Raw genomic sequence first — 26,907 nt, 5'->3', positions numbered from 1 at the left:
GGGGGAACGGGCCATGGGCGGACGCCCCCTGTCAAGGACGGTCGGCGCCCGCCTTACTCGTCAGGTCCCAATGGCGGACCACCGCGTCGTAGCCGGCGGACAAGGCGCCCTGTCCGTCCGGGGTGAAGGCGACCGCCAGGACCGGCTTCTCATGGCCGCGGAAGGAGGCGAGCTGCCGCCCGGTGGCGGCGTCCCACTGCCGGACGCGCCGGTCCCCGCCCCCGCCGGACAGCAAGGTCCGGCCGTCGGGCGAGACGGCGACGGAGGTGACGAAGCCGCTGTGCCCATAGAGGGTGCGCAGAAGCGTCCCGGCCTCCAGGTCCCACAGCCGCACCGTCTCGTCGCTGGAGGCCGTGGCGGCCAGCCGCCCGTCGGGGAACAGGGCCAAGCCATTGACGCTGCCCTCATGCCCCTCCAATACGGCCCTCTCCGCGCCGCTGGCGGCGTCCCAGACGCGGATCTGGAAATCGTAACCGGCGGACACCAGCCGCCCGCCGTCCGGGGTGTAAGCCACGGCGTTCACGTTGGCTCCATGCCCCTCCAGCACCCGCAGCGCGGCGCCGCTTTCCAGGTCCCAGACACGGATGGCGAAGTCCCAGCCCGCGGAGGCAAAGCTCCGGCCGTCCGGCGCCACCGTCAGACCGGCCACGGTGGCGCTGTGGCCTTCGAAACGGCGCCGCGAGCGGCCGCTCCCCAGATCCCAAAGGATGATGGCGGCGTCGCGGCTGCCGGTCAGGGCGTGTTTGCCGTCCGGCAGGAAGGCCACGGCGGTCACCCCGGCGGCGTGCTCGTGAAAGGAGGAGAGTTGGGAGCCGGACGCGAGGTCCCAGAGGATGGCCGAATAGTCCCAACTCCCGGTCAGGACGCGGGTGCCCTCGGGCGACACGGCGACGGCGTTGACCATGGCGCCGTGGCCGATCAAGTCGGCGGCGCGGGACAGCAGGGGGCCGGTGAGGACGGGCGTGGCCGCGGCCAGCGCGAGCAGCCGGCGGCGGGTGTGGCACGGCGGGTTCCCCGGATGACGCCCTCTCCCCATGCCCGAACCGCCTCCCGAAAAGGAAAAGACCGGCGGCCTTACAGCCGCCGGTCAGGGGGTAACAGGTGTCGGCGCCGATCTGTCCTCAGCGCCAAGTGTGTCCGCGGGCGACCGCGGGGTTGTTGGAGGTCCGGTTCGGCTCGTAGCTGCCGCCCTGGGGGAGGCTGTAGCCCGCCGCGTGGTGGCGGAAGGGCGGCAAAGCGAGGCCGGTCACCGGATCGACGGTCAGGGTGTTGACCATGAAGGCGGCGTTGCCGGCGGTCCCCGGCATCATGGCGGCGACCTTGTAGACGGCGGTGCCGTCCTCCAGCGCCGCCTCGGTCACGCGCAGGACCTGCACGTTGTAGGTCTGCTCGACGATCCGCTTCACCTCGTCCGCCGGCTTGGCCGCCAGAGAGGTCTGGGCGGAGGTCTGGGCGGCGGCCGGAGCGGCGACCGCCCCGGCCAGCAGCAGGCCGATCAGGAAAGAGCGCATGGATGAGATCCTCACTCGGCGGGCGCGCGGTGACGGCCGTGGTGCGAACGCGGAGTCTCGCCCGTGACCTCCTGAACCCACAGCGAGTGGTGCTCGCGCGCCCACTGGAGTTCGACGTCGCCGGTGCCCATCGCGTCGAAGGCGCCTTCCATGCCGACCGAGCCGATGTAGATGTGCGCGATGATGACCGCGGTCAGCACCACCGCCACCGCGGCGTGGATCAACTGGTAGAGTTGCAGGTCGGCCAGCGAGGCGAAGGAGAAGGGCCACAGCAACTGCACGCCCGTGAAGCCCAGCGCCGCGCCGCCCAGCACCGTCGCCCAGAAGATCACCTTCTGGCCGGCGTTGAACTTCTTGGCCGCCGGATGCACACCCTTGCTGAACAGCCCGCCGGCCTTCAGCGCCCAGGTGATGTCGTTGCGCTCCGGGATGTTGTGCTTCACCCACATCACGAAGATGAGGACGATGCCCAGGATGAAGGCGAATCCCAGATAGTTGTGGGCGAACTTGCCGTACTGGGTGATGCCGGCGAACGTCTCCGGCCCCAGCAGCGGCAGGATGGTGTAGCGCCCGTACATCAGGTTCAGCCCGGTGAAGGCCAGGATGACGAAGCTGCCGGCGGTCAGCCAGTGCACCCCCCGCTCGAAGGCGTTGAAGCGCTGGATGGTCCGCCCGGTCTTCTGGCCGTCGATCCGGATGCGCCCGCGCACCAGGAAGAACAGCACGAGCAGACCCAGCATGCCCCCCAGCACCCAGCCGCCGTAGGTGGACAGCGGGCCGTTGCGGACCGAGCGCCACGCCTCCCCTTCCGACTGCACCAGCACGCCGGCGCTCTTGTTGGGGATGGAGACATAGCCCTGTTCGCCGGAGCGGACCCCGCGCCACAGGTCGGTCTTGGAGGTGCCGTCCGCCGGCTGGCTGGCGACCGGCGGGAACGCCTCCGCCGCCGAAGCGGAGGAGACGTTGGCCATGACCAGGGTCAGCGCCAGCATGGCGACGCCCAGCAGCACGATGTGCAGCGTCTTGCCCAGCCCGCTCTTGGCCAGTCCGGCCATGGAATGATTCGACGTCATTGCGTCAGCCCTTCCCTTGAGAAGCGCGCCCATCAGAAACGCTGCCCCGCGGAACGCTGCTGGAGCGCCCGGACCTGATCCGCGGACAGCTGGCTGTCCGCGGCGCCGCGATAGACGCCTTTCTCCAGATGGATCGGGCGCGCCTGCTCCTCCTCGTTGCACCCCGCCAGAAGCGGGGTGACGAGGAGAAGCGCCATCGCACAGACGGTGCGGCGGATCACGGTCACGACCCCGCCTTCATCTGATAGGCGGTGCCCCAGCCCCAGGCGCCGGACCCGAAGCCGCGGGCGACCACGCGCTCGCGGTAGATGTCCGACACCTTGTCGCCGTCGCCGGCCAGCAGGGCCTTGGTCGAGCACATCTCGGCACAGAGCGGCAGCTTGCCTTCGGCCAGACGGTTGCGGCCGTACTTCCTGTACTCCGCGTCCGTGTTGTCGGCCTCCGGGCCGCCGGCGCAGAAGGTGCACTTGTCCATCTTGCCGCGGGTGCCGAAGTTGCCGGCCTGCGGGTACTGCGGGGCGCCGAACGGGCAGGCGTAGAAGCAGTAGCCGCAGCCGATGCACAGGTCCTTGTTGTGCAGGACCACGCCCTGCTCGGTCTGGTAGAAGCAGTCGACCGGGCAGACCGCCTTGCAGGGCGCGTCGGAGCAATGCATGCAGGCGACCGAGATCGACCGCTCACCGGGCTTGCCGTCGTTGATGGTGACGACGCGGCGGCGGTTGATGCCCCAGGGCACCTCGTGCTCGTTCTTGCAGGCGGTGACGCAGGCGTTGCATTCGATGCAGCGGTCCGCGTCGCAGAGGAATTTCATGCGGGCCATGGTGATGAACTCCTAGCGTCTCAGGCCGCCGAGATCCGGCAGAGGGTGGTCTTGGTTTCCTGCATCTGCGTGACCGAGTCGTAGCCGTAGGTCGTGGCGGTGTTCGCCGCCTCGCCCAGCACGATCGGGTCGGCGCCCTGCGGGTACTTGGCGCGCAGATCCTGGCCCTGGAAGTGGCCCCCGAAGTGGAAGGGCATGAAGGCGACGCCACGGCCGACACGCTCGGTCAGCATGGCCTTGACCTTCACCTTGCCCTGCTCGGCACCCTCGACCCAGACCATCTGGCCGTCCTTGATGCCGGCGTTGTTGGCATCGAACGGGTTGATCTCGACGAACATGTCCTGCTGCAGCTCGGCCAGCCACGGGTTCGACCGGGTTTCGTCGCCGCCGCCCTCATACTCGACCAGACGGCCGGAGGTGAGGATGATCGGATACTCCTTCGACACGTCGCGGTCCTGGATGGACTTGTAGAGCGTCGGCAGGCGCCAGGACTTGGTGTCCTTGTAGGTCGGGTAGCTGGCGACCAGATCGCGGCGCGGCGTGTAGAGCGGCTCGCGGTGCACCGGCACCGGGTCCGGGAAGTTCCAGGCGACGCAGCGGGCCTTGGCGTTGCCCGGCGGGTTCAGGCCGTGCTTGATCGCCACGCGCTGGATGCCGCCCGACAGGTCGGTGGTCCAGGACACGGCGCCGATCTTCTCGCCGCCGATCTTCCGGATGACCGCCATCTCGGCCTCGGTCAGGTCCCCGGTCCAGCCCAGCTTGTCCAGCATGGCGTAGGTGACTTCCGGGTAGCCGTCCTTGATCTCCGACCCGACCGGGTAGGAGCCCTCGGCCAGCAGCGTCACGCCGTTGCGCTCGACGCCGAAGCGCGCGCGGAAGGCGCCGCCGCCCTCGGCGACCGGCAGGGAGGTGTCGTAGAGGTTGGCCGTGCCCGGATGCTTCATCTCCGGCGTGCCCCAGCAGGGCCACGGCAGGCCGTAATAGTCGCCGTCGCACGGGCCGCCGTTGGCGCGCAGCGTGGTCTTGTCGAAGGTCGCCTGATGCTGCATGTGCAGCTTTAGCCGCTCCGGCGACTGGCCGGTGTAGCCGACCGACCACATGCCGCGGTTCCACTCCCGCGTCGTGTCCTCGATGTCCGGCTCGTTGCCGTGGAGCTTGATGTTCTTGAACATCGGCTCGGCGAAGCCGAACTTCTTGGCGAACAGGTACATGATCTCATGGTCCGTCTTCGCCTCGAAGAGCGGCTCCATGATCTTGTCGCACCACTGGACCGAGCGGTTGGACGCGGTGCGCGACCCGACGGTCTCGAACTGGGTGGCGGCGGGCAGCAGGTAGAAGTTGTCCTTGCGGTCGGACAGGACGGCGGTCATCGTCGGGAACGGATCGACGACGACCAGCAGCTCCAGCTTCTCCATCGCCTTCTTCATGTCGGGAAGGCGGACCTGGCTGTTCGGCGCGTGACCCCAGAAGACCATGCCCTTGATGCTCTCGGGCTGGTCCATGTTCTCCTTGGCTTCCAGGACGCCGTCGAACCAGCGGGACACCGGGATGCCGGTGGCCTCCATCAGCTTCTTGTCCTTGAAGCGGGCCAGGACCTCGTCATAGGGGACGTCCCAGACGCGCGCCCAGTGGCGCCACGCGCCTTCCGCCAGACCGTAGTAGCCGGGCAGCGAGTCCGAGGTGACGCCGAAGTCGGTGGCGCCCTGCACGTTGTCGTGGCCGCGGAAGATGTTGGTGCCGCCGCCCGTCACGCCGACGTTGCCCAGAGCGAGCTGGAGCACGCAGTAGGCGCGAGTGTTGTTGTTGCCGATGTGGTGCTGCGTGCCACCCATGCACCAGACGAGCGTGCCCGGACGGTTGGAGGCCAGCGTGCGGGCGACGCGCTTCAGCTGCGAGCCCGGAACGCCGGTGACCTTCTCGACCTCCTCCGGAGTCCACTTGGCGACCTCGGCGCGGATCTCGTCCATGCCGTAGACGCGCTTGGCGATGTACTCCTTGTCCTCCCAGCCATTCTCGAAGATGTGCCAGAGGATGCCCCAGATCAGACCGACGTCGGTGCCGGGGCGGAAGCGGATGTACTCGTCGGCCTTGGCCGCGGTGCGGGTGAAGCGCGGATCGGCGACGATCAGCGGGGCGTTGTTCTGCTCCTTGCCCTTCAGGATGTGGAGCATGGAGACCGGGTGGGCCTCCGCGGCGTTGGAGCCGATGAAGAACATCGCGCGCGACTTCTGGATGTCGTTGTACGAGTTCGTCATGGCGCCATAGCCCCACACGTTCGCCACGCCGGCGACGGTGGTGGAATGGCAGATGCGGGCCTGATGGTCGACGTTGTTCGTGCCCCAGAAGGCGGCGAACTTGCGGATCAGGTAGGCCTGCTCGTTGCTGTGCTTGGCCGAGCCGAGCCAGAAGACCGAATCCGGGCCGGACTTCTCGCGGATCGCCAGCAGCTTGTCGCCGACCTCCTGGATGGCCTGGTCCCAGGAAATCCGGGTCCACTTGCCGTCCACCATCTTCATCGGGTAGCGCAGGCGGCGGTCGCCGTGGGCGTGCTCGCGCACCGCGGCACCCTTGGCGCAATGGGCGCCCAGGTTGATCGGGCTGTCGAAGCTCGGCTCCTGGCCGATCCACACGCCGTTCTGCACCTCGGCGGTGACTGTGCAACCGACCGAGCAGTGGGTGCAGACGTTCTTGACCAGCTTGACCGGCGCGCCCGCGGCGGGGGTGGCGGTCACCGCCTCGGCCTTCTTTACCATGCCGAAGGGCATGGTGGCGGCGATGGCGGCGCCACCGGCGGCGATGCCCGAGGTGCGGAGGAACGAACGACGATCGACGGTGTTACCGGTCAGGCCGGAAACCATCTTCGCCAGTGAACGGCCGCCGGAAGCAGCCGCCTTCTTCTTTGTCAGCATGTGCGGCGGTCCTTCTTAGAAGCGGCTCAGTTCGTAGACCGTCCGGACATGGTCGGTCTCGCGGTAGCCCTGCGCGGGAGCGGGCTCGGCGGCCTGCACCGGCTCCGCACCCGCCACGGCGCCCACGGCGGCGGCGCCCAGCGCGCCGACGCCCAATCCAGCCGCGCGGAACAGGTCGCGCCGCGCCAGCGTGGTCTTTTCCTTCTTGTCCGTCATAGCTTCACCCTATTCTTCGCGGCTTCCCCGAGACTGAAGACCGATGTGCCGCCCGGTTTCCGGGCCTTGTTTTCAGCGTTTCCGGACCGGCCTTGTCGTGGGCCGGTCTCGTTGTTTTGTTGCCTGTTCGGCGACGGTGCCGGTGTGCGGTCATGCCGCCCCGTCACGCCGCCATGTCGAAGGCTTTCCCCTCGACCTCCAGATACCGGTGACCCAGCGTGCCCACCGCGCGGTAGAAGGCGGCGGACGGCGTGGATTCCAGATCGGTGAAGAACCTGCCGGCCCAGGAGCCGATGTGGCGGTCGAAGAAGCGGCGCTGCGCCTCCAGATCGGCCGGGGCGTCGAAGGCCCCGGTGATCAGACCCGCCATCATCTCGGCCAGGGCGGCGATGTGGTCTTCCGGTTCCTTCACCTCGTCGGCGCGGGCGATGCCCAGCAGCGCCATGTCGCCGCGCAGCTCCGCCAGCGGCTTTTCGTGAAGGAAACCCGTGAGATAGTAGGAGCCGTAGGGGGACAGGATGCCGCCGCCGACGCCGATGAAGAGGGTGTTGAACTCCTCCTCGACCGCTGCGGCGTCCGTGCCACGGGCGGCCTCGGCCAGACCGCGCAGCGCCTGCCCCAGCGGGCTCGCGTCGCCGTCCAGCGCCGACAGGGCGGCCAGGAACTCCCCGCCGGGCGGGCGGGCAAGCAGATGCGCCAGCAGGGCGTAGAGCTGCGCCCGCTGCATCTCTTCCGGCGGCAGGGCCGACGGATCGTGTTCACCGGTCACGGACACGGCGTTCATCCCTCCCGACACGACAAAAGGACCAGATCGGCAAAACTCCGGCACCCGGCCCCACCCGTCGCGACAACGGCGGCGCATTGGCTCGCCCGTTGCAGGCTCACGGCGTCAAGGGCCGGCGCCCGAGACGCCCTGGACCGACAACCTCATATTGCACCCGCGAAAAGCCTCGCCACATCAGAGGCTTAACGTGCAGTGTCGGGGTATTAAAGGGCAGATTCGCGGTGTTTGTCAACAAAGGTTGACTCAGAAGTGTGCTTACCGCGACTTGGGCTGGACTAGCGCTATGCCCTTTTTGTCATATCGATGTCCGGTTCCTGCGAAGCGGAGGGGATCTGTTCCGGCTCCGAACCTTCGGGAAGCGCCACTGTTTCTTTCCCGTCTTCATCGACGCCGCCGTCCGCGGCCGCCTCACCGGCTCCTTGCTCCGCCGCCTCCGCCGCCTCCGCCGCCTCCTCCGAGGCGTCGAGGAAGCCCTTGCCGACGCGGTAAAGCGTCTTCACCGGCGAGGAACCGGTGAACAGGCTGGCGTAGTCGTCGGCGTAGTCCTTCAACCCGTCGTCGTTGGCGAAGACCGGGTCGGAGGTCCACAGCTTGCGCAGCGCCTGCCGGTGCAAGTCGTCCGGGACCTCCGCCCGCAGGAAGGGGGTGAAGTCGGACTCCAGCGTCAGATCCTCCACAGGGGGAAGGTCCTTCAGTGGGTCGTCAGCTTCCGGCGCGGTCTCGGCCGGTTCGGCCACCGCGTCCACCGGAAGTTGCGCGGGCGGTTCCTCGGCCGGCGGCGGCGGCACAGGCTCCAGGGCCGGTTCCGGGGCGGGGGCGGCGGGCTGCCGCTTCAGGCGGGACCAGCGGGAGAGGAACGATTCGTCGGTCATGCTGTGCGTCTCAGGGATTGCCAGACCTTGCCCCCACCCTAACCCTCCCCCGCTTCGCAGGGGAGGGAATCAGCTCCTCCCCCTGCGAAGCTCTCGCGCAAACCAGAGGTTTGCGCTGACGCGGCAGGCGGACCTTCGGYCCGCCGAGAGCGGGGGGAGGCCGGGAGGGGGGCGCGGCGCCGGAGCCCCTTCAAGAATTCATCACCCCTGCTTCGGGAAGTGCCGCTTGCGCTCACGCTTCACGAAGGGGACATCCACATGGTGCTGCTCGGTGAAGTCGCGGACCAGCGCCGTGACCTCCGGCGGCATTGGCACCGTCTCCACCATCTCCACGCCGCTCACCTGATAGGCTTCGCATTCGTGGGCGGAGGCGGTGACGACGAAGGGCACGACGCCCCCCGGCTCACCTGTCTCGTCCGGACGCAGCACGACCCAGAGGCGCGGCGGCTCCTGCGACAGGTTCAGCTTGTAGCCTTCGGTGTCGCTGCGGAACAGTTCCAGCGGCAGGGTCGCGGCGTGGAAGTGTGCCCAACCCTCCCCATCGCGCAGCAACCGCCAGGGACCGTCGACCGGCGGAGCGCCGGGGATCACCGAGACCGGACGCCACACCCAGTCCGCCCAGGGGCTGGCGCCCTTGCGGCGCTCCAGGACGATGCCCAGGGCCATCGTCTCGGTTCTGTTCAGCGCTTCGCTCATCGGACCAGTCCCGCCGCCATCAGCCGTTCCGCCTCCGCCAGATCGTCGGGACGGTTCGTGTTGAAGAAGGGGTCTACCGGATCGGTGGTGAAGTCGGCAACCGCCAGACGGTACCGGGCCGTCCAGGCGTCCACCTTGCGCATGTCCTCCTCCACCATGGCGCGGCGGAGGTCATCGGCGAGGTCCACCCGCCACAGCCCGAAAACCGGATGCTCCTGCCCGTCGGAGCGGGCGCAGGCGAGGTCGGCGCCTTCGCGCTCCACCGCCGCGACCAGACGCGCGACCAGATCGCCGGGAATGAAGGGCGCGTCGGTGGCGAAGCTGGCCAGCCAGCGGCAGCTCGGCGCGTTGGCCCGTGCCCATTCCATTCCGGTCAGCACCCCGGCCAGCGGCCCGGCGAAGCCCTCCACCACGTCCGCCGCCACCGGCAGGCCGAAGGCGGCGAAGCGCGCCGGATCGCCGTTGGCGTTGAGCACCAGCGGCCCGACCTGCGGGCGCACCGTGGCGACGATGCGCTCCAGGATGCTGCGCCCGCCCAGCGTGCGCAGGCTCTTGTCGCCGCCGCCCATGCGCCGCGACAGGCCGCCGGCCAGCAGCACGCCGGCAATGCCCTCACTCGTCATCGCGGCTCCCCTTGCGCTGGTGGCGTCCGCCCTCGTCCCCGACCGCGGCCGGGTCGGCGTCGAAGTCCAGCCGGTCGGTGCCGGCCAGGGCGAGGAAGCGCTTGCCCTTGGCCCGTCCGACCATGGTCAGGTTGGCTTGCCGCCCAAGCTCCACCCCCCAGGCGGTGAAGCCGGAGCGGGAGATCAGGATCGGGATGCCCATCTGCACCGTCTTGATGACCATCTCCGAGGTCAGGCGCCCGGTCGTGTAGAAGATCTTGTCATGCGCCGGCACGCCGTGCAGGTGCATGTAGCCCGCCACCTTGTCCACCGCGTTGTGCCGCCCGACGTCCTCCATATAGACGAGCGGGCGGTCCTCCTGGCAGAGCACGCAGCCGTGGATGGCCCCGGCCTCCAGATACAGGCTGGGGGTCAGGTTGATCTTCTTCGACAGGGCGTAGATCCAGGAGGTCTTCAGCCGCGCGTCGGGGTTCAGGCGCACCGACTCGAAGGTTTCCATCACGTCGCCGAAGGCGGTGCCCTGGGCGCAACCGGAGGTCAGCGTCTTCTTCTTGAGCTTCTGCTCGTAATTCGTGGCGCGCTCGGTGCGGACGACGACGGTGTCGATCTCCTCGTCGTAGTCGATGCCGGTGATCCGGTCGTCGCGCTTCAGCATGTTCTGGTTGAGCAGATAGCCCACCGCCAGATAATCGGGGTAGTCGGCGATCGTCATCATGGTGACGATCTCCTGCCCGTTCAGGTACAGCGTCAGCGGCCGTTCCACGGTGACCGACGCCTCCACCGGACGCCCGTCCTGATCCAGCCCGGAAACGCGCTCCGTCAGCTTGGGATTCGCCGGGTCCGGCTTTATGGTGAATTCCGAGAGGTCCATGACCGGAAGAGTGGGGAAGATTGCGCGCCGGGGCAAGCGGCGGATGATCGGCTCCCGCAAGACGGAAGCGATGCGGTCCCGATTTGACGCGCGAGCGCCTGGTATGCACGAGTATCCATATGAATGAGTTCGGTCTGGCCTTCGTCACCGCCTTCCACCTGATCGCCGACCTCGACCCCGGTCTGGTGGGGATCGTCGGCCTGTCGCTGCGCGTCAGCCTGACCGCCGTCCTGCTGTCGGCCCTGATCGGCCTGCCGCTGGGCGCCGCCGTGGCCGCCTTCCGCTTTCCGGGACGGCGCGCCGTGACCCTGTTCCTGAACACGGCGATGGGGCTGCCGCCGGTGGTGGTCGGGCTGATCGTCTATCTGATCCTGTCGCGCTCCGGCCCGCTCGGCGTGCTGGGGCTGCTGTTCACCCCGACCGCGATGATCGTGGCCCAGACCGTGCTGATCGTGCCCATCGTCGCCGCCCTGACCCGTCAGATCGTCGAGGATCTGCTGGTGGAGTATGGCGACCTGCTGCGGGTGATGGGGACCGGGCCGCTGACCACCCTGTGCACCCTGCTGTCGGAGGCGCGCTGGAGCCTGCTGACCATCGTGCTGGCCGGCTTCGGGCGGGCCTCGGCGGAGGTCGGGGCGGTGATGATCGTCGGCGGCAACATCGACCGGGTGACCCGCGTCATGACCACCTCCATCGCGCTGGAGACCAGCAAGGGCGACCTGCCGCTGGCGCTCGGCCTCGGCGTCATCCTGATGGCCCTGTCGCTGTCGGTGAACCTCGCCGCCGCGATGGTGGGGGAGACGCGGCGGGCCTGAGTCTCCGCTGCCTCCGCGATTCTGGAAAATTTGCAATGCCGTTCGAACTTTCCCATAGTCGCCGCCACAGCCTGCAACCAAGGCGGGCATGAACCTGGAGAGGGATAGTCCGATGCTGCGCCGTTCTTTCGTGCTGGGATGCGCCGCCGCGGCGGCTCTGCTGCTCGGCTCCGTTCAGCCGTCCACCGCCGCCGACCGCTTCATCACCGTGGCCTCCACGACCTCGACCGAGGATTCGGGCCTGTTCAAGTCGATCCTGCCGAAGTTCACCGAGAAGACCGGGATCGAGGTCCGCGTGGTCGCCAAGGGCACCGGCCAGGCCATCGACATCGCCAAGCGCGGCGACGCCGACGTGCTGTTCGTCCATCACAAGCCGTCCGAGGACAAGTTCGTCGCCGAGGGCTTCAGCACCGAGCGCAAGCCGGTCATGTACAACGACTTCGTGATCGTCGGGCCGAAGGCCGACCCGGCCAAGGTCGGCGGCAGCAAGGATGTCTCCGCCGCGCTGAAGAGCATCGCCGCCGCCAAGGCTCCCTTCGTGTCGCGCGGCGACGACAGCGGCACCCACAAGTCGGAACAGGCGCTGTGGAAGACCGCCGGCGTCGACCCCACGGCGGGTGACGGCTGGTACCGCGCCATCGGCCAGGGCATGGGCGCCACGCTGAACACCGCGGCCGCGGTGAACGGCTACGCCATGACCGACCGCGCGACCTGGCTCAGCTTCAAGAACCGCGGCGACCTCGATGTGCTGGTGGAAGGCGACAGGCGACTGTTCAACCAGTATGGCGTCATGCTGGTCAACCCGGCCAAGTTCAGCCACGTCAAAGCCGCCGACGGGCAGGCCTTCGTGAGCTGGCTGGTCTCCGCCGAGGGCCAGCAGGCCATCGCGGATTACACGATCAACGGCAAACCGCTGTTCTTCCCGAACGCCAACGAGCCGGGCGCCTGACCGCCCCCGCTCCGCGGACATGAAAAAAGGCGCAGCCCCGCGGCTGCGCCTTTTTCATATGGCGGAAAAAGAGCCCGCTGGAAGAAGCCGGCCTACAGCTTCTCGTTCAGCGACACCGGGACGCAGCGGTGGCCGCTGCGGGTCAGTTCCGAGCAGACCTTGCGAGCGGTCCCCTCGTCCAGCCCGACCATGCGGGCGCGGTAGACGGTGGAGCCGTTGGACTTCACCGGGGTCACCGCCGGCTTGGCGGCGCGCAGCAGGAAGGGCGCCTGCTTGGTCGCCTGGGTCAGCGCCCGCTTGCTGGCCTCCCGCGTGGAGAAGGCGCCGACCTGCACACCCCATTTCGACCCGTCCGTCTTCGGCGAGTCGCCGTCCTCGTCACGGGCGCGGGCCGGCGGGCGGMCCGCGGCGGGGGTGGAGACGGTGGAGGCGAGTTGCGCGATGGTCTCCGGCCGGGCCGGCGGCCTGCCCTTGGCGGTGGCGCGCGGCGTGTCCTCGTCCCCGGCGCGGGCGACGACCGGCGCCTCCGAACCGCGACTCGGCTTGTCGAACGCCCGGTCCAGGATCGCTTCCATACGGGCGTCGCGCGAGGCCGCGGACTTGCCGCCCAGCACCACGGCGACCAGCCGGCGCCCGTCGCGCACCGCCGACGCCGCGAGGTTGAAGCCGCTGGCCACCGTGTAGCCGGTCTTGATACCGTCCATGCCCTCGTAACGCGACATCAACCGATTGTGGTTGTTCAGGCTGCGCCCGCCATAGACGAAGGCGCGACGGCTGAAATAGGGGTAGTAGCGGGAGTGGTCGGACAGCATCGCCCGCGACAGGATGGAGAAGTCGCGCGCCGTGGTCAGCTGCTCCATATTCGGCAGGCCGTTGGAATTGCGGAACACGGTGTTGCGCATGCCCAGCTCGCGGGCCTTGCGGGTCATCATCTCGGCGAATTTCGCCTCGCTGCCGCCCAGCGCCTCCGCCAGCACGACCGAGGCGTCGTTGGCCGACTTGGTAACCAGCCCGAGGATCGCCTGCTCCACCCGCAGCGTCTTGCCGGCGCGCAGCCCCAGCTTGGTCGGGGACTGCGCCTCCGCCCAGGCCGACACCGGCAGCGCCTGGTCCAACCGCAGCCGCCCGGAATCCAGCGCGTCGAAGGTCAGGTAGAGCGTCATCATCTTGGTCAGCGACGCCGGATAGGTGAGGGTGTCGGCGTTCTCCTCGTGCAGAACCTCACCCGTGCGCGCGTCGACGACGATCGCCGCGTACTTCGCAGCCAGCGCCGGCAGCGGCGCCAGCACGGTCGCCGCCAGAACCGCCAGCGTGCCGCACAGCCTTCTAACGAAAGGGGTAATGCCGAAGGCACTTCCCAGAGTCGAACGTCCATTCGCCAAACGTTCTGTGGCCTGTTCCCCCTCCGTTTCGCGCCCGCCCCAAGCGAATGCGAAAAGCAGGCTTCGAACGGTCTGGCCCGTTACGTTCATGATGCCCCCGCCAAAGGCTAATACTTGCTGTTTGGCGCAATGGTAAATTCCATGGAAATCAGTGTCTAGCGACAATTCGTTAATTTATCGCCTCGATTTCTTCGGCGCCGCTGTGACGCAATTGGATAAGGCGGGGACCCGTCCGGGGCGAACCGCGTTGAAGGAGCGCGACCGTCGATCCATCTTCCCGGAAGGGCAGGACCATCCCACCCCATCCATACCGGACGCGAGGCACCTCATGACACGCCCGCCCAAGCGACGCCCGACGATTTCGCGCGCTGCCGTCCGGGATGGACGAAGAGGACGGATGGCGCGGGCGGTGGGGCTGGCGGCGGGACTGGCCGTGGCGGGCCTCCTCGCCGGTTGCGCCTCGGTCGGGCCGACCGACAATCCGGTGGCGCGCAAGCTCACCTGGGTCAGCTACCTCAACGGCGACGACCTGCGCGCCGCCTGCACCAAGGGGGAGACCGACCGCTACCGGCTGGTTTTCAACGCCGACTATCAGAAGCATGTGCGGACCTACGACATCGTCGGCGACCGCAGCACCGGCGGCGCGATGGTCGAGGCGCGCGTGCTGGAGGCCACCGACCTCGCCCGCATCGACCTGGACGACCCGGCGGCGGTCGCCCGCGGCCCGGTCGCCAAGGCCCAACTGTCGCCGCGCCAGTTCGCCCTGTTCGTCCTGCGCCTCTACGAGAGCGGCGCCTTCGAGCCGGCGCCGAGCGGGGTGCGCCTGCCGTCCAACGGCGTCTACTGGCTGATCAACGGCTGCCGGCGGGGAAGCTGGTTCTTCAACGCCTACCCCTACCCCTCCGACCGCTTCTCCGACATCCGTTTCGACGGGCCGCTGAAGGAGCTTGACGGCGGAGACCAGGGAACCGGCGTGCCTTACCCTGCCCTGCCGCGCCCGCAGGACGCGCCGCGCACCCTGCCGACCGGCGGACAGGTGGACAGCGCCGGCGTGGTCTTCGAGGTCCAGGTGGGCCGCGACGCGCTGGTCGGGCCTACCGCGCCCTTCGGTACCTGGCTGTTCGCCGGGAAGTAGCGAGCAGGGCTGACATTCCCCCCTCCCCGGCCCTCCCCCGCTGGGCGGGAGAGGGAGATCAGTCCCCTCCCCTGCGATAGCGGGGGAGGGTTAGGGTGGGGGCAAAGGTTTAGACCACTTCCTCTTCAGCGACATCCGCCCGCGCGCCCGCGGACAGCAGCGTGTCCACCCACGGGCCGTCCGGCATGCGGCGGGCCAGTTCGGTGATGTTCCGGTTCCACCACAGGCGCTGCTCGACCAGGTCGTCGTAGTCGAAGTTCGACTGGCGCCACAGCCGCTCCTGGGCGTTGAACGTCACCATGTCGATGGGAAAGCCGACGTCGTTCGACGAGAAGCGCGTGCTGTCGAAGGACAGGTAGGCGATCTTCAGCGCCGTCTGCATGTCCGTGCTGTAGGACAGCGCGCGGTCGAGGATCGGCTTGCCGTAGGCGGTGGCGCCGATCGACAGATAGGGCGTGCGCTCGTCCACCTCGATCCAGTTGCCCTCCGGATAGACCAGGAACATGTACGGTTCGCGGTCCTCGGCGAGCTGGCCGCCGATGATGGCGTGCAGGTTGAAGGCCAGCTTGGACGCCTCCAGCGACTCCTTGTCCTCCGTCGCCACTTGGCGCAGGCAGGCCGTGAAGGCCGACAGCGCGTCCAGCATGGTCGGGTAGGTCTCGCCGCGGCGCCGGGACATGTCGCGGCGCAGGTAGGCCAGCGTCTTGTCGCGCACGCTGCGCAGGCCGGAGTTCAGGATGAAGAAGCGGTCCCCGCCGCTGCCCACCATGGTCACCTTGCGCGCGGACGACAGCTGCGAGCCGCTGGTGATGCGCCCGTCCGACAGGCCGATCAGGCCGTCGCGGGTCTTGATGCCGAGGCAATAGGTCATGAAAGAACGTTCCCGAACTGAAAGCTGCGACGTTCCGCCGCGGTTGGTCTGACCTTTGGCCGAAGCGCGTCCCTTCGGCGGGCAGGGTAGGATTGGGCACGATCGGCGGTAAAGCTTTCGTAAAGGCTCCGCCCAGTCGAACCGAAGTGGATCGGTTTTCCCCTTTGGCGGAACGGTGGGGCTTGCGCCGTACCGCCAAGCAAAGGGGACAGGCTCAACTGATATATTGTGCGGCGCACAAGATTTTTTGTTGACTCCACGGACAACTGCCCATAGTTTAGCCATTGCTGCACTGCAGCAATTTTGGGCCCGGACCCGTCCGGGCTTCCCCAACGCAGCCGGTCTGCGCCCCACAGGCGGACGGTCCGCCGGTCCGGGTTGATGCGCGCCGGGCTTCGACGAAGGAAGGAACGAAGGCATGACGACCGTGACGAAGGCCAAGCCGGCCCCCGCCCCCACCCAGGCGTTCGAGAGCGCCGCCGCCCAGGCCAAGGAGCAGGTCGAGGGCTTCGTCAAGGCCGGCCAGGAGCAGGCCGCGAAGACGTTCGAGCAGACCGCCTCCGTCACCAAGGAGCAGGTCGAGAAGCTGTCCGCCCAGCTCCTGAAGATCTCCGCCGAGCTTCAGGCCCTCAACAAGGCCAACGTGGAAGCGCTGATCCAGAGCGGCAGCATCGCCACCCAGGGCGCCGAGGAGTTCACCCGCGAGGTGTCGGCCTACGCCCAAGCCTCCTTCGACAAGTCGGTCACCACCGGCAAGGCCCTGCTGACCGCCAAGTCGCTGAAGGAGGTCGTCGATCTCCAGAGCGAGTATGTGAAGGCCAGCTTCGACGCCTTCGTCGCGGAATCCTCCCGCCTCCAGGGCATCGGCACCCGCGTCGCCACGGCGGCCCTGACCCCGCTGAAGGACCGCGTGTCGGTCACCGTCAGCACCCTGTCCAAGCCGATCGCCGCCTGACGCGGCCGCACGCCGAATCCCGGCCGTTCCCCAACGGCCGGGTTTCGCGCGTGAAGGGGCTGGCCGAGACGCGCCAAAGTTTTTGTGCACCGCACAAAATCCCGTTGACAGGCGCCTTCCCCTGCCCTAAGTTTAGTCATGCTGCATTGCAGCATCGACCCGACGCCCGAAGCCACGGGGTCGCTGGTCGGATCATCCGCGCGGTCGCCAATCGGTGGGTCCGGCGCGGGTCAACCCGATGAAATTCGAGGAGCCGTTCCATGACCGACAAGTTCGCCGCCGCCACCAAGACCTTCGAAGACGCCGTGTCCGCCGCCAAGCTGAACGTGGACGGCCTGGTCAAGTCCCAGCAGGAGCAGTTCGAGAAGGCCTCGGCCCAGATCCTGAAGGGCTTCGACGAGCTGACCGCCCTGACCAAGGGCAACGTCGACGCCGTCGTGAAGTCGGGCACCATCGTCGCCAAGGGCGCCGAGGAAGCCGGCAAGCAGGTCGCCTCCTTCACCCAGTCCTCGCTGGAGAAGAGCGCCGCCACCGGCAAGGCCCTGCTGGCCGTTAAGACCATCCAGGAGCTGGTCGAGCTGCAGAGCAGCTTCGCCAAGGCGAGCTTCGAGACCTTCGTCAAGGAGAGCGCCAAGCTGCAGGAGCTGTCGCTGAAGACCGCCAAGGACGCCTTCGCGCCGATCAACGACCGCCTCCAGGTCACGGTCGAGACGCTGTCCAAGCCGGTGTCCAAGACGGTTGTGGCGAAGGCCGCCTGATCCAGGCCGGCCCCAGACGTCAGCCTGAGACAAAATGACCCGGAGCCAGCAATTTCACAGGCCCGGCCGCGAGGCCGGGGCGGCTCCCACCTCCATCGCCCCCGGGACGCAACCGTCCGGGGGCGTGGACGGCGCAAGGCGGTACCGCTTTAGATCCTACCGCCTCACGGCATTGTGAAGTTCCGGGAAAGCCCGGCGGTGCAAACCGCCGGGCTTGTTTGTTTTCGGGCGATGGGCATCTACAGGATGCCGGCACCGGGCGCCGGCCGTGCCATTTTTGGCACGCCGGCGTGGCAGTTCTGCCGCAAAACGGATGTTTTCCACCAATTCCGGGGTAGCCGGGCAGGTTTCGTTCCGAATGGGCCTCTCCCAAATGGGGACTCACCGAAAACGGCCCCTTCCCACCGTGCCCGGAGTTCTCATATCATTCATGCGACGTACATCGCGATGCTGACCTGTTGAGACCATGGCCGAAAACGACAAACACGGCGACGAGGGCACCACTACGGGCGTGGTCATCAAAACCAAGCCTAAGACTAAAAAGCCTTCGATGTATAAGGTCTTGATGTTGAACGACGACTACACACCTATGGAATTCGTCGTTCATGTCTTGGAGCGCTTCTTTGCCAAGTCGCGCGAGGAGGCGACACGGATCATGCTGCATGTGCACCGGCGGGGCGTGGGCTTGTGCGGTGTGTTCACCTACGAAGTGGCGGAGACGAAAGTCACGCAGGTGATGGACTTTGCGCGCCAGAACCAGCACCCGCTGCAATGTACGCTAGAAAAGGATTAAGGCCACAGATGCTGTCGCGTAACTTGGAACAGACGCTGCACCGAGCCCTGGCCCATGCGAACGAGCGCAGGCACGAATACGCGACGCTCGAACACTTGCTGCTCGCATTGACCGAGGATGCCGATGCAATGGCCGTCTTGCGCGCTTGTGGGGTCGATCTGGACCGCCTGCGCGCCGAACTCTCGGATTACCTCGACAACGAGCTTGCGAACCTGATCACGAACAGGCCCGATGATGCGAAGCCGACGGCTGGCTTCCAACGGGTGCTGCAACGCGCGGCCATCCACGTCCAGTCGTCGGGGCGTGAAGAGGTGACGGGAGCAAATGTGCTCGTCGCCCTGTTCTCTGAACGCGAAAGCCACGCGGTCTATTTCCTGCAGGAGCAGGAGATGACCCGTTTCGACGCGGTGAACTACATCTCTCACGGAATCGCGAAGGCCCCGGGCCGCTCGGAAGCGAAGCGCGTTACCGGAGCCGACGAGGACGCGGCGGCGGAGAAGGTCGTGAAGAAAGGCAGCGAAGCCCTAGAGGCTTATTGCGTCAACCTGAACAAGAAGGCGGCCAGCGGGAAGATCGATCCGCTGATCGGACGGGAGCAGGAGGTCGAACGGACCATCCAGATCCTGTGCCGGCGGTCGAAGAACAACCCGCTGTATGTCGGTGACCCCGGTGTCGGCAAGACCGCCATCGCCGAGGGGCTGGCCCGCCGCATCGTCCATGGCGAGGTTCCGGAGGTGCTGAAGGGCGCCACCATCTTCGCGCTCGACATGGGCTCCCTGCTCGCCGGTACGCGGTACCGCGGCGACTTCGAAGAGCGCCTCAAGGCCGTCGTCTCCGAACTGGAGGCCACGGAAGGTGCCGTCCTCTTCATCGACGAGATCCACACGGTCATCGGCGCCGGTGCGACCTCGGGCGGTGCGATGGACGCCTCGAACCTGCTGAAGCCGGCCCTCGCCTCCGGCTCGCTGCGTTGCATCGGTTCGACGACCTACAAGGAATACCGGAACTATTTCGAGAAGGACCGGGCGCTCGTCCGGCGCTTCCAGAAGATCGACGTCAACGAGCCGACGGTCGAGGATGCGATCAAGATCCTCCAGGGGATCAAGACCTACTACGAAAAGCATCACCGGGTGAGCTACACCAACGACGCGATCCGTTCGGCGGTGGAGCTGTCCGCGAAGTACATCGGCGACCGCAAGCTGCCCGACAAGGCCATCGACATCATCGACGAGGTCGGGGCCGCGCAGATGCTGCTGCCGGAGAACAAGCGGAAGAAGAAGATCTCCGTCAAGGACGTGGAGGCGGTGGTCGCCAAGATCGCCCGCATCCCGCCGAAGTCGGTCAGCCGCGACGACAAGGAAACGCTCCTCAACCTGGAACGCGACCTGAAGACCATGGTCTTCGGTCAGAACAAGGCCATCGACGCGCTGGTTTCCGCGATCAAGCTGGCCCGTGCCGGCCTGCGTGAACCGGAGAAGCCGATCGGCAACTACCTGTTCACCGGCCCGACCGGCGTCGGCAAGACCGAGGTGGCCCGCCAGCTCTCCCTCACGCTGGGCATCGAGCTGACCCGCTTCGACATGTCGGAGTACATGGAGCGGCACACCGTCTCCCGCCTGATCGGCGCCCCTCCGGGCTATGTCGGGTTCGACCAGGGCGGCCTGCTGACCGATGCCATCGACCAGCATCCGCATTGCGTGCTGCTGCTCGACGAGATCGAGAAGGCGCATCCGGATCTGTTCAACATCCTGTTGCAGATCATGGATCACGGCAAGCTGACCGACCACAACGGCAAGACGGTGGACTTCCGCAACGTCATCCTCATCATGACCTCCAACGCGGGCGCCGCGGACATGGCCAAGCCGGCCATCGGCTTCGAGCGCGAGCGTCGGGTCGGCGAGGACATGGAAGCGGTGGAGAAGCTGTTCACGCCGGAGTTCCGCAACCGTCTGGATGCGATCATTCCCTTCGCGCCGCTGACCCAGGAGGTCATCAACCGCGTGGTGGACAAGTTCATCATGCAGATGGAAGCGCAGCTCGAAGACCGCGGCGTCACGATCGAGCTGGACGATCAGGCCCGCGAGTGGCTGGGCAAGAAGGGCTACGACCCGCTTTACGGCGCGCGTCCGCTGGGCCGCGTGATCCAGGAGCACCTGAAGAAGCCGCTGGCGGAGGAGCTGCTGTTCGGCAAGCTCGCCAAGGGTGGTCTGGTCAAGGTCACGGTGAAGGACGACAAGCCCGCCTTCGACTACACCGAGGGGTCGCGCAAGCGGCGCTCCGGCGACGAGGACGAGGACGAGGTCGTGCACGAACTGGCGGAATGACGCCACGTCGCACGGAACGCGAAAAAGGGGGCCGCAAGGCCCCCTTTCTTTTTGTGCGGCATTCGGAAAAGCCTGCCGGCGCTTATTCCTCGACCAGGACGACCGCGTCGTTGGAACTCTTCATCAGGGCGATGCCGTGCAGGCAGTCGCGCTCGGCCGTGTAGCCCTCGCTGCTGACGGCGATGGCTTCTCCGTTGGCGGCGAGGAAGGTCCAGCGCCATTCGTTGCGGTGATCCTTGTAGACCTTGTACTTGGGAGCCTTGCCCGTGGACATGTTGTCCTCCTCGCCGTTGGTCTGATACGGACGGCGGAGACGGCACGAATGTGAGGGGCGGACGGTTGCATTCCCGACGCCGCATCACGGACACTCCTCAGCGGCGGCGCCCACAGAATGAAGACGGAGGAAACGCACCATGCCCCTGCCCTTCCTGAGCGGACTGCGCGTCATTGATCTCGGCCAGTATCTGCCGGGTCCCTACGCCGCCCAGATGCTCGCCGACCTCGGCGCCGAGGTGGTGAAGGTAGAGGCCCCAAGCGGCGATCCGCTGCGCAAGATGGGCCCCACCGACGCAGACGGCACGACCGCCGCCTACAAGCTGCTCAACGCCGGCAAGACCGTCATCCGCCTGAATCTGAAGGACGAGGGCGACCGCGGCGCCTTCGAGAGGCTGATCGCCGGGGCCGACGCCCTGGTGGAAAGCTATCGCCCCGGCGTGCTGGACAAGCTGGGGGTGGGCCACGCCCGGCTGCGCGCGCTGAACCCGCGGCTGGTCCACGCCAGCCTGTCCGGATGGGGCAGCAGCGGCCCCTACGCCCGGCGGGCCGGCCATGACCTGAACTACATGGCGGTCGGCGGCGGGCTGGATTCGTCGGGCACACCGGACCGTCCCTCGATCAGCCACCCGCCGGTCGCCGACTTCGCCTCGGCGCAGCAGGCGGCGCTGGCTGTGGTCGCCGCCCTGTTCGGGCGCCAGCGCAGCGGCGAGGGCTGCTTCCTCGACCTGTCGATCATGGAGACGGTGCTGGGCTGGCAGGGCGTCAACCTGACCGCCGACGCCCGCGGCGAGGTCCCGGCCCGCGGCGAGGCGCTGCTGTCGGGCGGGGCCGCCTGCTACCGCATCTACCGCACCGCCGATGGCCGCTTCGCCACCCTGTCGGCGCTGGAGGCCAAGTTCTGGCAAGGCTTCTGCGAAGCGGTGGGACGCCCCGACTGGATCGTCCGGCAAGAAGCCGACCCGCTGCCCCAGACCGCCCTGATTGAGGAGGTGGGCGCCCTGTTCGCCAGCCGCAGCCTCGCCGACTGGAAGGCGCTGCTCGATCCGGTGGACTGCTGCTTCGAGGCGCTGCCGACGCTGGCGGAAATGCCGGACCACCCGCACATCGCCGCCCGCGGCCAGATCCGCGTCACGTCGGGACCGGAGCCGCTGGTGGAGACCCTGATGGGCCTGCGCGTCGATGGCGGGACTCCGCCCGAGCGGGCTCCCTTGCGCGAGTCCACGGCGGCCGCGGTGCTCGCCACCTGGACGTGAGGCCTATAGGGCGATGAGGGGCCCGCCGCCGTCGCGCGGCGGCCGCGCGTCCAGCGGGCCGCGGCGGGCGCCCATCAGGCTGGCCTTCGACAGGTTCGCCGCCGCGTCGTCGCAGCCGCGCAAGTCGGCGGAGGCGAGGTTGGCCATCTCGAAGCTGGCGCCGGCCAGCTTGGCCCCGGTCAGCCGCGCGCCGCGCAGGTCGGCGGCGGCCAGCGTGGCGTTCGTCAGGTTGGCCGGCCAGTTCCGCCCGGTCGGGGTGCCGTCCGGGTTGCGCAACTCCACCATGCCGAGATCGGCGCCGTGGAGATCCGCCCCGGTCAGGTCGGCCCCGCTCAGGTTCGCCCCGGTCAGCACCGCCTGATCCAGCCGCGTCCGGCGCAGGCTGGCCCCGCCGAAATCGGCCAGCGAAAGCGAGGCGTTGGACAGCCGGGCCTCGTCCAGATTGGCGTCGCGGAACACCCCGCCCGACAGGTCGCAGGCGGTGAGGTCCAGCCCGCGCAGGTCCATCCCGGTGAAGTCCGCCCGCAGCCCGGCCCCGCCGCCGCTGTTGATCCACAGGATGTGGGCGTCCAGCACGCCGCGCACCGGCGTCGGCAGAGCGTCGGCGTTCCTCATATAGACGGCGCCGCTCAGGTTGGCGCCTTGCGTGTCCGCCACGGTCAGGTCGACGTTGCGCAGGGTCGCCTCGCGCAGGTCGGCGTTGCGCAGGATGGCGCGGGTCAGATTGGCGCCGTTCAGCACGGCGCGCTTCATCTTGGCCCCGCTGAAGTTCGCCTCGGTCAGGTCGGCCCCGGCCAGATTGGCGGCGAACAGGTTGGCGTTGCTGAAGTTGCCGCCCGCCGTCGAGGCGTTGGCCAATTCGGCGTGGCTGAGGTCGGCGCCCTTGAAGTTGACGCCGTCCATCCGCGCGTCCGTCAGGTTGGCGGGCCGCCGCTCCTCCTCGTCCTCGCGCCCGGCGCGGTGGACCATGATCTGGCCGGGGCGCAGATCGGCCCCCTCGAAGTCGGTGCGGGTCAGGTCGGCCTTCAGGAAGTTCGTTCCGCGCAGGTCCGCCCGCGCGAAGGAGGAGCCCACCAGCTTCGCCCGGCTGAAATTTGCCCCGAACAGATCCGACATGGCGAAGCTGACCTCCTCGAGCTGGGCATCGGAGAAATTGCCCTGGGTGAGGATAGCCGTTTGCAGGTTGAAGCCCTTCAGCCGGAGCCTCGACAGATCGACGCCCTTCGCCTGAAGGCGCACACCGCCCGGCTTCAGTTTGAGATAGAATAGATGGTCCCGCACCTGCTTCAGGAATTCCATGGTGCGGTCGGTCATCGGGCGGGTCCGTCGGTCGGCTGTTCGCGCCCACACTACGCCTTGCGCAGGGGCAGTAAAGGGGAAATCCCCAATCGTCCGCCGCCCCTGCAATGTCCCGGACGCATGTCCGACCGGGCTGTGGGTCGGTTGCCAAACGGTTGAACGACAACACGGTTAGGGTTTGGGAGAGGGATAGCATGACGAGTTTCGACACGGACTGCCTGCGCCGCGCCATCGCGCTCAGCCGCACACACATGCAGGGCAACGCCGGCGGCCCCTTCGGCGCGGTCATCGCGCGGGACGGCCGGATCATCGGCGAGGGGTGGAACTGCGTGACCTCCACCAACGACCCGACGGCGCACGCCGAGGTCGTCGCGATCCGCAACGCCTGCCGCGACCTCGGCAGCTTCAGCCTCGCCGGGGCGACCGTCTACACGAGCTGCGAGCCCTGCCCGATGTGCCTGTCGGCCATCTACTGGGCGCGGATCGAGCGCATCGTCTACGCCAACGCGCGCGACGACGCGGCGGCCATCGGCTTCGACGACGCCTTCCTCTACACCGAGATCGCCCTGCCGCTGGAGCAGCGGGCGATTCCCATGCAGCGCCTTCTGGCCGACGAGGCGCGCGCCGTCTTCGACGACTGGGCCGCCCGTCCCGACCGCGTTCCTTACTGATCCAAATGGCCGTCCCGGCGGTAGGGTGACAACTCCATCAGCGCTTCCCGCTCCGCCGCCACGCCGGGCCGCTCGCGGCGCAGGTAGTCGGCGATGGCGCGGTGGAAGCCGGGGTCGGCCACCCAGTGGGCGCTGTAGGTCGGCACCGGCAGATAGCCGCGTTGGATCTTGTGCTCCCCCTGGGCGCCGGCCTCGACCCGGCCGAGGCCGCGCTCGATGGCGAAGTCCAGCGCGCGGTAATAGCACGCCTCGAAATGCAGGAAGCGGTAGCTGCCGTCGGAGCCCCAATTGCGGCCGTAGAGGGCATCGGTCCCGATCAGGTTCAGGGCGCCGGCCACCCACTCCCCGTCGTCCTCGCACATCACCAGCATGACCCGGTCGGCCATGGTCTCGCCCAGCAACCGGAAGAAGGCGCGGTTCAGATAGCCGCCGCCCCATTTGCGGTCGGCGGTCTCCAGATAGAAACGGTGGAAGGCGTCCCAATGCTCCGGCTTCAGGTCGGCGCCGGTCAGGCTGTGCAAGCGGACGCTGCTCTCCGCCACCTCGCGGCGCTCCTTGCGGATGGCCTTGCGCTTGCGGCTGTTCAAGGTGCCCAGGAAGTCGTCGAAGCTGGTGTAGCCGCGGTTCTCCCAATGATACTGCACGCCCTCGCGGAGCAGCCAGCCGGCCTCGCCGAGGCGGCGCCAGTCGCCCTCCTCCGGAAAGGTGACGTGGACGGAGGAGACGCCGTAGCGCCGCGCCACCTCCTCCATCCCCTGGATCAGGGCACCGGCGACCGCGTCCATCCCCTGGGTCGAGGCGCCGGGCCGGACGAGCAGGCGCGGCCCCGGCACCGGGGTGAAGGGCACGGCGCATTGCAGCTTCGGATAATACTGCCCGCCCGCCCGCTCATAGGCGTGCGCCCAGGCGTGGTCGAAGACATACTCGCCGTAGGAATGGTTCTTCAGATAGAGCGGCACCGCGCCCATGATCCGCCCTTCCCCGTCGAGGGCGACGAGGTGACTGGGCTGCCATCCGGTACGGCCGACGGTCGATCCCGATTCCTCCAGCGCCAGCAGGAAGGCGTGGCTGAGAAACGGGTTGTCCGGCCCGGCGCAGGCGTCCCATTCCTGGGGATCGGCCAGACCAATGCCGGTCAGGACCTTGACGGTGATCGTCCCCCCGGCCGCGGGGTCGGCGCCGGGGGTGGGGCCGCTGTCCTTGCCGTCGGGCATGCTCTCTCCTTCGCGGGTACGCCGAGGGAGGTGGGCACTTTGCCGCGCCGCGGCAAGAGGCCCGCCCCCTCCCCCCGATCGGGAGCCCGGATCAGGCCAGTTCGAGGATGGCGTCCACCTCGACCGCCACGTTGCCGGGCAGCGACGGGGCGCCGACCGCGGCGCGGGCGTGCTTCCCGGCGTCGCCGAACACCTGCATCATCAGCTCCGACGCACCGTTGATGACCAGCGGCTGGTCGTGGAAATCCGGCGTGCCGTTGACGAAGCCGCCCAGCCGCAGCACGCGCGCCACCCGGTCGAGATCGCCGCCGCAGGCTGCCTTCGCCTGGGCGATGATGTTCAGGGCGCACAGCCGCGCCGCCTGCTGGCCCTGCTCCACCGTGAAGTCCTGGCCCAGCTTGCCGACGAAGCGGCGCTCGCCGTTCCACACGGTGACCTGCCCCGACACGTAGAGCGTGTTGCCCGACTGGGTGTAGGGCACATAGGCCGCCACCGGAGCCGCCGCCTGCGGCAGCTCGATCCCCAACTCCTTCAGCCGCGCCTCGATGCGTCCGGCCATGCTCATCCCTCCGTCTTCGTTGCGGGCGCCGAGTACGCTCCGATGGGTGGCGCCCCGATGGGTGCGAGACCCCGACGATAGCTCCCTCCTCCGCCGTCACCAAGAGCTTACCGGCACCGCACGCACTCGCCCCAACTGGGAAGTTTTGTCCCGGAGTCCGGAGCGCAACACCCTTTCTGCCCGGCAAAACTTTCCGCCACCGTGGGAAGGACCATCCCGGCGGCTGTCGGCGACTCATCGCGCAAGCATCATTTATTTTGTTTGATATCAATATCTTATTGGAAAACGCACAAACTGGCACGGGTCTTGATAGGGGAGGACCGCGCAAATGCACGTTGCCTCGCTTCGGTTTCAAGCACCAGCCGCGGGGCGAGCCTCAGAAGGAGACTTGGAACCATGGCCATCAACGACGTCACTCTCACCGCGTCAATGCGCACGAATCTGCTGCAGCTGCAGAGCGTGAACGACAAGATCGGTGTCAAGCAGAACATCCTCTCGACCGGCAACAAGATCAACTCGGCGCTCGACGGCCCGACTTCGTTCTTCGCAGCGAAGAGCCTGACCCAGCGCGCCGGTGACCTGTCGTCGTTGAAGGACGCCATGGGTCAGTCGATCAGCACCATCAAGGCCGCCGACAAGGGCGTGACCGCGATCGAAAGCATGATCGAGCAGGCGCGCGGCCTGACCACCGCCGCCTACTCCGCTCTGGGCTCCGACGCCGGCGCGGTCGCCACCCGCAAGACGCTCGCCTCGCAGTTCAACGCGCTGAAGGAGCAGATCGACAAGCTGGCCGGCGACAGCGGCTATGCCGGCAAGAACCTGCTGGCCGGCAACGGCTTGCGCATGGACTCCACCAGCGAGTCGCGCCGCGCCGTCAACACCATCCAGGGCATCGAGAACGCCCGCATCACCAACGTGGTGTCAGCCGACACCTACACGGTGCGCATCAAGGGCGACGGCTCCATCGAGGGCGCGGCCGGCGAGATCAACAGCGCCGAAATGGCCCACGGCTTGGTCGGCCTGAAGCTGTCCGGCACGATGGCGAGCACGCTCGGCAGCTTCTCCGACGTGCAGATCGAAGTCCGCGGCGCGTCGGGCCGCGAGCGGTCGTTCATCATCACGGACGGCGACGAGTCGCGCACGATCACCTACTTCGACAACAGCCAGACCATGGCCGCCAACACGACGACGGCGGCCAAGACGGGCACCGCGCAGGTCACCCAGGTGACGCTGGGCGGCACGATCGAAGCCGGCGACAGCTTCACCATCACCGTCGAA

General features: G+C 67.8%; 28 protein-coding genes. 10 read left to right on the top strand and 18 right to left on the bottom strand.

Annotation, left to right across the window (positions count from 1 at the left end; translation table 11 throughout):
* Nucleotides 1–31 precede the first annotated feature (31 nt).
* The 12 genes from AC1DVI_RS22410 to fdhD all read right to left on the bottom strand — a co-directional run bounded on the left by AC1DVI_RS22410 (nucleotide 32) and on the right by fdhD (nucleotide 10,375).
* The gene (locus tag AC1DVI_RS22410) at nucleotides 32–1,036 is read right to left on the bottom strand and encodes a WD40 repeat domain-containing protein (RefSeq protein WP_476959848.1); all 1,005 of its coding nucleotides are present in this window, start codon (nucleotides 1,034–1,036) and stop codon (nucleotides 32–34) included.
* A gap of 85 nt (nucleotides 1,037–1,121) precedes the next feature.
* Nucleotides 1,122–1,511: a hypothetical protein gene (locus tag AC1DVI_RS22405; RefSeq protein WP_476959847.1), complete on the bottom strand. Its 390-nt coding sequence runs from the start codon at nucleotides 1,509–1,511 to the stop codon at nucleotides 1,122–1,124.
* Nucleotides 1,512–1,522: 11 nt separating this feature from the next.
* The gene (locus AC1DVI_RS22400; RefSeq protein ID WP_476959846.1) at nucleotides 1,523–2,584 is read right to left on the bottom strand and encodes a formate dehydrogenase subunit gamma; all 1,062 of its coding nucleotides are present in this window, start codon (nucleotides 2,582–2,584) and stop codon (nucleotides 1,523–1,525) included.
* A 32-nt stretch (nucleotides 2,585–2,616) separates the two neighbouring features.
* Entirely contained in the window at nucleotides 2,617–2,811 is a 195-nt protein-coding gene (locus tag AC1DVI_RS22395) for a hypothetical protein (RefSeq protein ID WP_476959845.1), read from the bottom strand.
* Nucleotides 2,808–3,404 carry a formate dehydrogenase FDH3 subunit beta gene (fdh3B, locus tag AC1DVI_RS22390; protein ID WP_038529096.1) on the bottom strand — a complete coding sequence of 199 codons (597 nt, stop codon included), beginning with the start codon at nucleotides 3,402–3,404 and terminating at the stop codon, nucleotides 2,808–2,810. The genes AC1DVI_RS22395 and fdh3B overlap by 4 nt, the downstream gene beginning before the upstream one ends.
* 20 nt (nucleotides 3,405–3,424) lie before the next feature.
* Nucleotides 3,425–6,313 (bottom strand): formate dehydrogenase subunit alpha, encoded by a 2,889-nt coding sequence (locus AC1DVI_RS22385; RefSeq protein ID WP_149166661.1) that lies wholly within the window; start codon nucleotides 6,311–6,313, stop codon nucleotides 3,425–3,427.
* 15 nt (nucleotides 6,314–6,328) lie between these two features.
* The gene (locus AC1DVI_RS22380; protein ID WP_038529100.1) at nucleotides 6,329–6,529 is read right to left on the bottom strand and encodes a hypothetical protein; all 201 of its coding nucleotides are present in this window, start codon (nucleotides 6,527–6,529) and stop codon (nucleotides 6,329–6,331) included.
* A 163-nt stretch (nucleotides 6,530–6,692) separates the two neighbouring features.
* Nucleotides 6,693–7,304 carry a TorD/DmsD family molecular chaperone gene (locus AC1DVI_RS22375; protein WP_137115811.1) on the bottom strand — a complete coding sequence of 204 codons (612 nt, stop codon included), beginning with the start codon at nucleotides 7,302–7,304 and terminating at the stop codon, nucleotides 6,693–6,695.
* Between the two features lie 290 nt (nucleotides 7,305–7,594).
* Nucleotides 7,595–8,185: a DUF3306 domain-containing protein gene (locus tag AC1DVI_RS22370; protein WP_476959844.1), complete on the bottom strand. Its 591-nt coding sequence runs from the start codon at nucleotides 8,183–8,185 to the stop codon at nucleotides 7,595–7,597.
* 201 nt (nucleotides 8,186–8,386) lie between these two features.
* A complete protein-coding gene (locus AC1DVI_RS22365) occupies nucleotides 8,387–8,881 on the bottom strand; it encodes a DUF3305 domain-containing protein (RefSeq protein WP_476959843.1) in 495 nt (164 codons plus the stop codon).
* A complete protein-coding gene (gene mobA, locus AC1DVI_RS22360) occupies nucleotides 8,878–9,504 on the bottom strand; it encodes a molybdenum cofactor guanylyltransferase MobA (RefSeq protein ID WP_476959842.1) in 627 nt (208 codons plus the stop codon). Before mobA ends, AC1DVI_RS22365 begins: the two co-directional genes overlap by 4 nt.
* A complete protein-coding gene (gene fdhD, locus AC1DVI_RS22355) occupies nucleotides 9,494–10,375 on the bottom strand; it encodes a formate dehydrogenase accessory sulfurtransferase FdhD (protein WP_476959841.1) in 882 nt (293 codons plus the stop codon). The genes mobA and fdhD overlap by 11 nt, the downstream gene beginning before the upstream one ends.
* Nucleotides 10,376–10,494: 119 nt before the next feature.
* On the opposite strand from fdhD, the gene AC1DVI_RS22350 reads away from it, so the two are divergent.
* Together AC1DVI_RS22350 and AC1DVI_RS22345 are read left to right on the top strand one after the other, a co-directional pair.
* Nucleotides 10,495–11,190 (top strand): ABC transporter permease, encoded by a 696-nt coding sequence (locus tag AC1DVI_RS22350; protein ID WP_476959840.1) that lies wholly within the window; start codon nucleotides 10,495–10,497, stop codon nucleotides 11,188–11,190.
* Between the two features lie 112 nt (nucleotides 11,191–11,302).
* Nucleotides 11,303–12,139: an ABC transporter substrate-binding protein gene (locus AC1DVI_RS22345; RefSeq protein WP_476959839.1), complete on the top strand. Its 837-nt coding sequence runs from the start codon at nucleotides 11,303–11,305 to the stop codon at nucleotides 12,137–12,139.
* A 92-nt stretch (nucleotides 12,140–12,231) separates the two neighbouring features.
* Here AC1DVI_RS22345 and AC1DVI_RS22340 read toward each other — a convergent pair whose 3' ends face one another.
* Nucleotides 12,232–13,521, bottom strand: coding sequence for a D-alanyl-D-alanine carboxypeptidase (locus AC1DVI_RS22340; RefSeq protein WP_476959838.1), 1,290 nt, complete (start codon nucleotides 13,519–13,521; stop codon nucleotides 12,232–12,234).
* A gap of 397 nt (nucleotides 13,522–13,918) precedes the next feature.
* Here AC1DVI_RS22340 and AC1DVI_RS22335 point away from each other — a divergent pair, with 397 nt between their 5' ends.
* On the top strand, nucleotides 13,919–14,656 hold the full coding sequence (locus tag AC1DVI_RS22335) for a hypothetical protein (protein ID WP_476959837.1): 738 nt from the start codon (nucleotides 13,919–13,921) through the stop codon (nucleotides 14,654–14,656).
* A 109-nt stretch (nucleotides 14,657–14,765) separates the two neighbouring features.
* Here the strand turns inward: AC1DVI_RS22335 and AC1DVI_RS22330 are convergent, their stop codons facing one another.
* Nucleotides 14,766–15,527: a proteasome-type protease gene (locus tag AC1DVI_RS22330; protein WP_476959836.1), complete on the bottom strand. Its 762-nt coding sequence runs from the start codon at nucleotides 15,525–15,527 to the stop codon at nucleotides 14,766–14,768.
* A 418-nt stretch (nucleotides 15,528–15,945) separates the two neighbouring features.
* On the opposite strand from AC1DVI_RS22330, the gene AC1DVI_RS22325 reads away from it, so the two are divergent.
* The 4 genes from AC1DVI_RS22325 to clpA all read left to right on the top strand — a co-directional run bounded on the left by AC1DVI_RS22325 (nucleotide 15,946) and on the right by clpA (nucleotide 20,357).
* Nucleotides 15,946–16,482: a phasin family protein gene (locus AC1DVI_RS22325; protein ID WP_149166651.1), complete on the top strand. Its 537-nt coding sequence runs from the start codon at nucleotides 15,946–15,948 to the stop codon at nucleotides 16,480–16,482.
* 260 nt (nucleotides 16,483–16,742) lie between these two features.
* Nucleotides 16,743–17,240: a phasin family protein gene (locus tag AC1DVI_RS22320; protein ID WP_476959835.1), complete on the top strand. Its 498-nt coding sequence runs from the start codon at nucleotides 16,743–16,745 to the stop codon at nucleotides 17,238–17,240.
* A 466-nt stretch (nucleotides 17,241–17,706) separates the two neighbouring features.
* Nucleotides 17,707–18,033, top strand: a complete 327-nt coding sequence (clpS, locus tag AC1DVI_RS22315) for an ATP-dependent Clp protease adapter ClpS (RefSeq protein WP_035672033.1) — start codon at nucleotides 17,707–17,709, stop codon at nucleotides 18,031–18,033.
* A gap of 8 nt (nucleotides 18,034–18,041) precedes the next feature.
* Nucleotides 18,042–20,357, top strand: a complete 2,316-nt coding sequence (clpA, locus tag AC1DVI_RS22310; protein ID WP_145626772.1) for an ATP-dependent Clp protease ATP-binding subunit ClpA — start codon at nucleotides 18,042–18,044, stop codon at nucleotides 20,355–20,357.
* Between the two features lie 82 nt (nucleotides 20,358–20,439).
* Here the strand turns inward: clpA and AC1DVI_RS22305 are convergent, their stop codons facing one another.
* Nucleotides 20,440–20,631, bottom strand: a complete 192-nt coding sequence (locus AC1DVI_RS22305) for a YegP family protein (RefSeq protein ID WP_476959834.1) — start codon at nucleotides 20,629–20,631, stop codon at nucleotides 20,440–20,442.
* Between the two features lie 139 nt (nucleotides 20,632–20,770).
* On the opposite strand from AC1DVI_RS22305, the gene AC1DVI_RS22300 reads away from it, so the two are divergent.
* On the top strand, nucleotides 20,771–21,886 hold the full coding sequence (locus AC1DVI_RS22300) for a CaiB/BaiF CoA transferase family protein (RefSeq protein ID WP_149166649.1): 1,116 nt from the start codon (nucleotides 20,771–20,773) through the stop codon (nucleotides 21,884–21,886).
* Between the two features lie 3 nt (nucleotides 21,887–21,889).
* On the opposite strand, the gene AC1DVI_RS22295 is transcribed toward AC1DVI_RS22300, so the two are convergent.
* Nucleotides 21,890–23,200, bottom strand: coding sequence for a pentapeptide repeat-containing protein (locus AC1DVI_RS22295; protein WP_476959833.1), 1,311 nt, complete (start codon nucleotides 23,198–23,200; stop codon nucleotides 21,890–21,892).
* A 179-nt stretch (nucleotides 23,201–23,379) separates the two neighbouring features.
* Here AC1DVI_RS22295 and AC1DVI_RS22290 point away from each other — a divergent pair, with 179 nt between their 5' ends.
* Nucleotides 23,380–23,856: a nucleoside deaminase gene (locus tag AC1DVI_RS22290; RefSeq protein ID WP_476959832.1), complete on the top strand. Its 477-nt coding sequence runs from the start codon at nucleotides 23,380–23,382 to the stop codon at nucleotides 23,854–23,856.
* Here the strand turns inward: AC1DVI_RS22290 and AC1DVI_RS22285 are convergent.
* Both AC1DVI_RS22285 and AC1DVI_RS22280 read right to left on the bottom strand, forming a co-directional pair.
* On the bottom strand, nucleotides 23,850–25,070 hold the full coding sequence (locus AC1DVI_RS22285) for a GNAT family N-acetyltransferase (protein ID WP_476959831.1): 1,221 nt from the start codon (nucleotides 25,068–25,070) through the stop codon (nucleotides 23,850–23,852). The genes AC1DVI_RS22290 and AC1DVI_RS22285 overlap by 7 nt on opposite strands.
* A gap of 91 nt (nucleotides 25,071–25,161) precedes the next feature.
* Nucleotides 25,162–25,629 (bottom strand): RidA family protein, encoded by a 468-nt coding sequence (locus AC1DVI_RS22280; RefSeq protein ID WP_149166645.1) that lies wholly within the window; start codon nucleotides 25,627–25,629, stop codon nucleotides 25,162–25,164.
* Nucleotides 25,630–26,025: 396 nt separating this feature from the next.
* Between AC1DVI_RS22280 and AC1DVI_RS22275 the strand changes: the two genes are divergently transcribed.
* Nucleotides 26,026–26,907: flagellin (locus AC1DVI_RS22275; protein ID WP_476959830.1), on the top strand; the 882-nt coding region annotated here is incomplete at its 3' end.

It is taken from the genome of Azospirillum sp. P4_B5 (assembly GCF_056402275.1).
Note: the sequence above shows the minus strand (reverse complement) of the source record. Positions and strands in the feature narration are given on the sequence as shown.

Coding starts and splice junctions, on each gene's coding strand:
- AC1DVI_RS22300 (WP_149166649.1), top strand. CDS start 20,771: ATGCCCCTGCCCTTCCTGAGCGGACTGCGCGTCATTGATCTCGGCCAG.
- AC1DVI_RS22380 (WP_038529100.1), bottom strand. CDS start 6,529: ATGACGGACAAGAAGGAAAAGACCACGCTGGCGCGGCGCGACCTGTTC.
- AC1DVI_RS22350 (WP_476959840.1), top strand. CDS start 10,495: ATGAATGAGTTCGGTCTGGCCTTCGTCACCGCCTTCCACCTGATCGCC.
- mobA (WP_476959842.1), bottom strand. CDS start 9,504: ATGACGAGTGAGGGCATTGCCGGCGTGCTGCTGGCCGGCGGCCTGTCG.
- AC1DVI_RS22410 (WP_476959848.1), bottom strand. CDS start 1,036: ATGGGGAGAGGGCGTCATCCGGGGAACCCGCCGTGCCACACCCGCCGC.
- AC1DVI_RS22335 (WP_476959837.1), top strand. CDS start 13,919: ATGGCGCGGGCGGTGGGGCTGGCGGCGGGACTGGCCGTGGCGGGCCTC.
- clpS (WP_035672033.1), top strand. CDS start 17,707: ATGGCCGAAAACGACAAACACGGCGACGAGGGCACCACTACGGGCGTG.
- AC1DVI_RS22280 (WP_149166645.1), bottom strand. CDS start 25,629: ATGGCCGGACGCATCGAGGCGCGGCTGAAGGAGTTGGGGATCGAGCTG.
- AC1DVI_RS22385 (WP_149166661.1), bottom strand. CDS start 6,313: ATGCTGACAAAGAAGAAGGCGGCTGCTTCCGGCGGCCGTTCACTGGCG.
- AC1DVI_RS22290 (WP_476959832.1), top strand. CDS start 23,380: ATGACGAGTTTCGACACGGACTGCCTGCGCCGCGCCATCGCGCTCAGC.
- AC1DVI_RS22320 (WP_476959835.1), top strand. CDS start 16,743: ATGACCGACAAGTTCGCCGCCGCCACCAAGACCTTCGAAGACGCCGTG.
- AC1DVI_RS22365 (WP_476959843.1), bottom strand. CDS start 8,881: ATGAGCGAAGCGCTGAACAGAACCGAGACGATGGCCCTGGGCATCGTC.
- AC1DVI_RS22345 (WP_476959839.1), top strand. CDS start 11,303: ATGCTGCGCCGTTCTTTCGTGCTGGGATGCGCCGCCGCGGCGGCTCTG.
- AC1DVI_RS22325 (WP_149166651.1), top strand. CDS start 15,946: ATGACGACCGTGACGAAGGCCAAGCCGGCCCCCGCCCCCACCCAGGCG.
- AC1DVI_RS22370 (WP_476959844.1), bottom strand. CDS start 8,185: ATGACCGACGAATCGTTCCTCTCCCGCTGGTCCCGCCTGAAGCGGCAG.
- AC1DVI_RS22400 (WP_476959846.1), bottom strand. CDS start 2,584: ATGACGTCGAATCATTCCATGGCCGGACTGGCCAAGAGCGGGCTGGGC.
- AC1DVI_RS22330 (WP_476959836.1), bottom strand. CDS start 15,527: ATGACCTATTGCCTCGGCATCAAGACCCGCGACGGCCTGATCGGCCTG.
- AC1DVI_RS22285 (WP_476959831.1), bottom strand. CDS start 25,070: ATGCCCGACGGCAAGGACAGCGGCCCCACCCCCGGCGCCGACCCCGCG.
- fdh3B (WP_038529096.1), bottom strand. CDS start 3,404: ATGGCCCGCATGAAATTCCTCTGCGACGCGGACCGCTGCATCGAATGC.
- AC1DVI_RS22405 (WP_476959847.1), bottom strand. CDS start 1,511: ATGCGCTCTTTCCTGATCGGCCTGCTGCTGGCCGGGGCGGTCGCCGCT.
- AC1DVI_RS22295 (WP_476959833.1), bottom strand. CDS start 23,200: ATGACCGACCGCACCATGGAATTCCTGAAGCAGGTGCGGGACCATCTA.
- clpA (WP_145626772.1), top strand. CDS start 18,042: ATGCTGTCGCGTAACTTGGAACAGACGCTGCACCGAGCCCTGGCCCAT.
- AC1DVI_RS22305 (WP_476959834.1), bottom strand. CDS start 20,631: ATGTCCACGGGCAAGGCTCCCAAGTACAAGGTCTACAAGGATCACCGC.
- fdhD (WP_476959841.1), bottom strand. CDS start 10,375: ATGGACCTCTCGGAATTCACCATAAAGCCGGACCCGGCGAATCCCAAG.